A 6,496-nucleotide genomic window follows, 5' to 3' on the forward strand; every position below is an offset into this window, starting at 1 on the left:
GCCGCGCGAGCTGGAGCTCCCAGCCGGTGTACATCTGCTCGTTGTAGTTCCCCAGACGCATGACCCGGTTGAAGAAGGGGTTGTTGATGTAAAGGTCGGGGGCGCCGTTGGACCAGATGACGCAAAAGCTCTGGTTATAGCAATCCGGATTGCCCAGGACATCGAAGAATTCCCCGGTGGTCGGGTTTGTGATGGTGTGGTGGTTGAGGTCGATGTCCTGCAGCTGATCGTGGTACTTGCGACTGACGTAGGTCAGCGAGACGAGGACTTCCGGCGCCAGCTCGCGGCGGAAACCGGCGGTCCACTCGTCGGAGTAGGGGGTGGTCAGCCCGCGATCCACCTGGTTGACGGACAGAGCCGACAGGAAGGTTGGAGCGCCAAAGCCGTTGTCGGGCAGCTTATGGTCGTCGAGCCAGTCGTTATCGAAAACATACGTCCGGTTGACTGTGTCGGGCCCCTGCTCGAGGACCATCGATCCCAGGAAGAGCTTGTCGTAGTAACGCCCCCAGGACCCGAAGATCATCGTCCTCCCATCGGCCCAGGGGTCCCAGCTCAGGCTCAACCGCGGGGCCAGATTGGAGTTGGTGATTCCGAAGCTCTCGGGCGAGCGGGTCTGAAGGGAATAGCCGAGGACGTTCTCGAGATTCGAGTCGCCTCCTGTTATCCCGGTGAGGATCTTCGAGAGGATGTCGATGTCCAGATTGTGACGAGTCAGTCTCGAGAAAGCCATCTGCCGGAGCCTGGCGAATCGGGCCGTAAGTTCGACGTCGCCTCCGGACCCGCAGGAGTAGAGAGGGTCGCTGCACAGTCCCGAAACGGCGACCCCGTCCACCTCGTTCATATCCATTCCGGCCTGCTCCATCAAGGTGTCGAACTGGGCCCCTTCCCTGCGGGGGTCGAACTGGGTGTAGCCGAATGATTCGAGATCCTCGAAATCGAAGCGGACTCCCAATCCGACCGTCAGGTTGGGGACCGGCTTCCAGGTGTCCTGGAGGTAGAGTCCCAGGTTGTCGCCGGTGGCGGTGTTGTTGACGTTGGCGGGAATCCCCAGGCTCGTGCTGATACGGTCCGGAAAGAGCCGGTCCTTGTCGATGGTGCCTCCCGACTGCGTGCGTCCGCGCCTCGGCGGCCCGAGCGATGGGTAGAAAATCGCGGGGCGCTGGAAGGTTTCGCTGTCGTACCCTTCGTGCTCGTAGACCGCACCCAGCTTGACGTCGTGGCTACCTGCGGCGTCGCCGACGTAGAGTGAAAAGTCCTCCACCCAGCTCATCCGCTTGCGGTGGTCGTGGTAGTCGAAACGCCCGGGGCCGTAGGTTCGCCCCTCGGTGTCGGTCTTCAAATCGAGGTCGGGGGGCCGGGGGACCTTGTATTCTCCGGGCTGGGGCACGCCGTCCCCATTGGTATCGACCCAGAACGGGGTCGATGTGTAGCCCGAGTCGCCTACGACGTCCAGAACGCCGTTGTGGTTGGCATCCTCGTCGTCGAACCGGCCGTTCCCGGCGGTCCCCGGAACGAATCCCTCCGGGCAGTAGCCGTACCAGGTAGAGCACCAGAGCCCGACATCCTCCGAGGGATCGACCCTGCCGTTCATGTTGGTGTCCTCTTCCCTGTCCATCTGGCCGTTGCAGTTGAGGTCCTCGTTCTGGCTCCCTTCGCAGGTAGGCCACCAGTGGAGCTGCCCGTCGTGGTCCAAATCCCTCAGGATGGGCTCTAGCTCGTAGACGTCGTAGTAGAAGTCGCGGTCCCAGTCCTCGCCGGGGTCCCTCTCGCTGACGTCGAAGATGCCGTCCTGGTTGCCCCCCAGCTCGGGACGATCATCGACGTAGAGGATGCCGTTGCCGTTGGTATCGGGGTCCATCGTGGGGATCTGCTGGAAGCGGTTGTCGAACCAGGAGAGCGAAGACTCGAGCATCGCATCCGTGGTGAAGATGGAGGAGCCCTTCAGCGTCAGCGTCGGGCCGCCGCGGGTCATGTCATAGCCCGTGTTGAGAAGCGTGGCGCTGTAGACCCCCTGGTTCTCCCGGCGCTCGTAGTCGTTGATCAGGGAAAGAGCGACCCGGTGCGATGGATGCGCCTGCCAGGTCAGCTTGAAGAACTCTCGATGCCCGTAGAGGGGCGTGACGTAGGCTTCGAAGAGGTTGTTGACCGGGGACTCCTCGTGGATCAGCTCGCCCGCCAGGTAGTACCAGAGGCGGTCGCGGACGACCGGCCCCGAGATCGAGAGGAACGGCTTGATGTCGGAGAAGTGCTGCTCCGAGAGCAAAGTCTTGCCGGTGGTCCCGCCGGTGAGCTCCGGGTCGTCGACGCCGGCGCCGTCGCCGTCGAGCCGATCGGTGCGCAGGAACAGCTTGAAGGCCCCCTGGAACTCGTTGCCGCCGGATTTGGTCTGGATGCTGGCGAAGCCTCCCTGGGCGCGGCTGTACTGCGCCGTCGCGGCGGAGGTGATTACCTCCAGCTCCTGGATCGACTCGATGTTGAGGTTCTGTCCGTAGAAGCCGGTGAGCGGGTCGGTGGTGCTCACCCCGTCCACCAGGGTGACGACGTCGGTATCGCGGGCGCCATGGATGTTCGGATTGCCGGTGTTGTTCACGTCGGTGACGCCGGGGGCGAGCGTCAGGATGTCCTGGTAGTCGCGTCCCAGGATCGGCAGCTCGGCGATGAAGGTGGAGGTGAAGGTGGTGGAGGCGGTGACCTTCTCGGTGTCGATGGTCTGGCTCTTCCCTTGGACGCGCACCGTCTCCTTGAAATCGCCGGCCGGCCGGAGGATGACGTTTTGCTCGAGGCTTCTCCCCGGTTCCAGGGAGAGATCGGAGAAGACGATGGTGGTGAACCCGGGGAGCGAGACGGTCAGCTCGTAGCGTGAGCCCGCCGGAAGCGCCGGAAAGCGGAACTTCCCTGCGGCGTCGGTGATGGCGCCCTGCTCGTGGAAGGCAAGGTCCTGGTTGCGCAGGACGACCGTGGCTCCGGGCAGCGGCTTGTTGCCCGAATCGAGCACCGTGCCGATCAAGACGGCATCGGCGGCTACGCAAGGCGTGGCCCAGGCCGCAAGAGCGAGGATGGCGCTCAGAATGACGAGAGTCTTGACCACTCCACTCTCCCGCGCGCCGCCGGGCGTTGCTCGGTAGTCGGAACATTCCGGGACTTGGAGGAAGGGGGGCTTTTCCTTGAGCGAACCTACCAGGAAACCTGGGTGGAGGTCAAGGTTTTCCCTGCCTGAGGAGAGCAGCCTTGCCGACCCCGTGCTCCGTCCTCAGAAGTCGATCTGGAAGCCGATCTGGAAGCGGCGGCCGAACTCGCGCTCGCCGACCATCAGTACCTTGGCGGGAACGGTGACCGGTCTGGAATCGTTCTTGGCGTAGGTGACGGTCGGACGCGTGTTCTCCAGATAATAGACGCGCAGGTCGTCGCTGTTGAGGAGGTTGTAGATTTCCATGAAGGCCGAGGCGGCCGCCTTTCCGATGACGAAGCTCTTGGTCACCCGGGTGTTGAACAGGTAGGCGGCCGCATTCCGGTGGATATTGCGCGCTTCCTGGGTGAAGCCGAAGCCTCTGTTCGGCACGTAGCCGTAGAGGAGTCGGCTCTGCGCATAGCCGACATTGTCGTGGTCGCCGTAATGAACGACGTTGGAATAAGGCAGCCCTGACGCCCAGGTGGCCGTCCCCCCGAGCCTCCAGTCGTGCGGCAGGAAGGCGATGGCGCTGAACTTGGCCACGTGCGTCTGATCGTAGTCCAAGTACGCTGATTCGTATTCCGCCAGGGCCGGATCGTTGCCCAGGGTGGACAGGTACGATTCGGCGTCGCCTCGCGACCTGGAAAAGGTATAGCTGGCTTCCATCTGCCAGCGCCGCTTGAGCCGCCGCGCGAACTCCAGCTCCCAGCCTTCATAGGTCTGCTCGTTGTAGTTTCCCAGCCGCATGACACGGTTGAAGAAGAGATTGTAGATGTAGAGGTCGGGAGCGCCGTTGGGCAGGTTGGTGCACTCGAGGTGCTGGCCGCCTTGGCCGACGCGGTCGGAGCACTCGGCCACGCCGAACAGGTCGGTGAGTTGTCCGGTTGCCGGATCGACCTCGGTATGGTGGTTCAGATCGATGTCCTGGAGCTGGTCGTGGTACCGGCGATTCACGTAGCGCAGGGAGACCAGCACTTCCGGCGCAAGCTCGCGCCGGAAGCCGGCCGTCCACTCGTCCGAATAGGGAGTGGAAAGCCCGCGGTCGACCTGGGTGGCGGAAAGCGGGGAACCGAACAGGGGTCTTCCAAAGCCGTTGTCCGGGAGGCCACTGAAGTCGACCCAGTCGCCGTCGTACTGGTACTGGCGGATGACCGTGTCGGGCCCCTGCTCCAGGACGACGGTTCCCAGGAACAGCTTGTCGTAGTAGCGTCCCCAGGATCCGAACAGCATGGTTTTCCCGTCAGCCCAGGGATCCCAGCTCAGGGATAGCCTGGGGGCGAGGTTGGAGTTGGTGATCCCGAAGCTCTCCTGCGAGCGGGTCTTGACCGAATAGCCGAGGACGTCCGAGATGTCAGCTCTGCCGCCTGTGATCGAGGCGAGCAACCCGGAAAGCACGTCAACGTCGAAGTTGTGGCGGGTCAGCCGCGAAAAGGCCATCTGCCGCATCTTGGACATGGTCTGCGCAAGAGGCAGATCGGCGCCGGGCACGCAGGAATGGATGGGATCGCTGCAAAGTCCCGAAACGGAAAGCGTGTCCAGGGTGTTGATGTCGATGCCGGAGGACTCGATCAGGGTCTGGAATTCGTGCCCTTCCCGGACCGGATCGAACGGGGTATAGCCGAAGGACTCGACATCTTCGTAATCGAAGCGCACCCCCAGCCCCACCGTGAGATTCGGGATCGGCTTCCAGGTGTCCTGAAGATAGAGCCCCAGGTTGTCTCCCGTCGCGGTGTTGTTGACTTGCGAAGGGAATCCTTGAACGGTGTTGATGCGGTCCGGGTGAAGGGTATCGTCCGAGAAGCTTCCAAAGCCGACGGAGCGCTTGTGGGGGTTTTCCTCGGGATAGAAAATCAGAGCACGCTGCACCGTGTCGCTGTCGTACCCCTCGTGCTCGTACACCGCCCCGACTTTCAAATCGTGCGTTCCCGCCACTTCCCCAAGATACAACGACATGTCCTCCACCCAGCTGAACCTCTTGCGATGGTCCTCGAACTGGAAGCGCGCCGGTCCGTAGGTCCTGCCTTCCTCATCCACCTGAAGGTCGAGATCCGGAGGCAGCGGCTGCCGGTATTCCCCGGGGTCCTCGTGACCGTTGCCGTTGGCGTCGACCCAGAAGGGAGCCGATGTATAACCCGAGTTCCCGACGACATCGAGGATGCCGTTGCCGTTGCGATCCTCCGTGTCGAACCGGCCGTTTCCGGCGGTCCCCGTTGCGGTACCCTCCGGGCAATAGAGAAAGCCGTCATAGCAGGGAAGTCCGATGTCCTCTTCGGGATCGACCCGTCCGTTCAGATTCGAATCCTGCTCGGCGTCGAGGAAGCCGTTGCAGTTCTGATCTTCGTGGTCGTACCCTTCGCACAGCAAGGAGACTTGTTCGCTCCCGTCGTGATCGAGGTCCTCCCAGGGCTCCACGGTGTCGTCGAAGTCGACGTCTTCCATGACGTCGTAGAAACGATCGCGATCCCAGTCCTCTCCGGGATCTCTCTCCCACGCCTCCAGTCTCCCATTCTGGTTGCCGCCCAGGTCCGGACGGTTGTCGGTGTAGAGAAGGCCGTTGCCGTTGGTGTCCGGGTTGGTCGTGGGGATCTGCTCGAAGCGGTTGTCGAACCAGGCCAGGGAGGATTCCAGCATCGTGTCGGGATTGAAGACGGAGGAGCCCTTCAGGGTCATGGTCGGCCCGCCCCGGGCGAAGGAATAGCCGGAGCCGAGGTGATCGATGGTCTGGACTCCGAGATTCTCCCGCCGCTCGTAGTCGTTGATGAGCGAAAGCGAAAGGCGGTGCGACGGATGGGCCTGCCAGCTGACTTTGGCGAACTCGCGGTGGCCGTACAGGGGCTGGATGTAAGCTTCGAAGAGGTTGTTGACCGGAGTTTCCTCATGGATCAGCTCGCCGGAGAAGTAATACCAGAGGCGATCGCGGACGATCGGGCCCGAGACCGAGAGGAAGGGCTTGATGTCGGAGAAATGCTGATCCGCGAGCCCGGACTTGCCGCTCAAACCACCGCTCAGGTCCGGATCCTCGTAGCCGGCGCCGTCGCCGTCCAGCCGATCGGAGCGCAGGAACAGCTTGAAGGTCCCCTGGAACTCGTTGCCTCCCGATTTGGTGAGGATGCTGGCGAAGCCTCCCTGGGCGCGGCTGTACTGCGCCGTGGCGGCGGAGGTGATCACCTCCAGCTCCTGGATCGACTCGATGTTGAGGTTCTGGCCGTAGAAGCCGGTGAGCGGATCGGTGGTGCTCACCCCGTCCACCAGGGTGACGACGTCGGTATCGCGGGCGCCATGGATGTTCGGATTGCCGGTGTTGTTCACGTCGGTGACGCCCGGCGC

At 62.8% G+C, this 6,496-nt stretch carries 2 protein-coding genes; both read right to left on the bottom strand.

Going from position 1 to position 6,496, the window contains the following annotated elements; all coding sequences use genetic code 11:
* Nucleotides 1-3,088 (bottom strand): carboxypeptidase regulatory-like domain-containing protein (locus VFW45_08920; GenBank protein HEU5180902.1); only part of this gene is annotated, 3,088 nt, incomplete at its 3' end.
* A gap of 162 nt (nt 3,089-3,250) precedes the next feature.
* Nucleotides 3,251-6,496, bottom strand: a 3,246-nt coding sequence (locus VFW45_08925; protein ID HEU5180903.1) for a TonB-dependent receptor plug domain-containing protein, incomplete at its 5' end; no start/stop codon positions are given.

Source organism: Candidatus Polarisedimenticolia bacterium (genome assembly GCA_035764505.1).
Classification (GTDB): domain Bacteria; phylum Acidobacteriota; class Polarisedimenticolia; order Gp22-AA2; family AA152; genus AA152.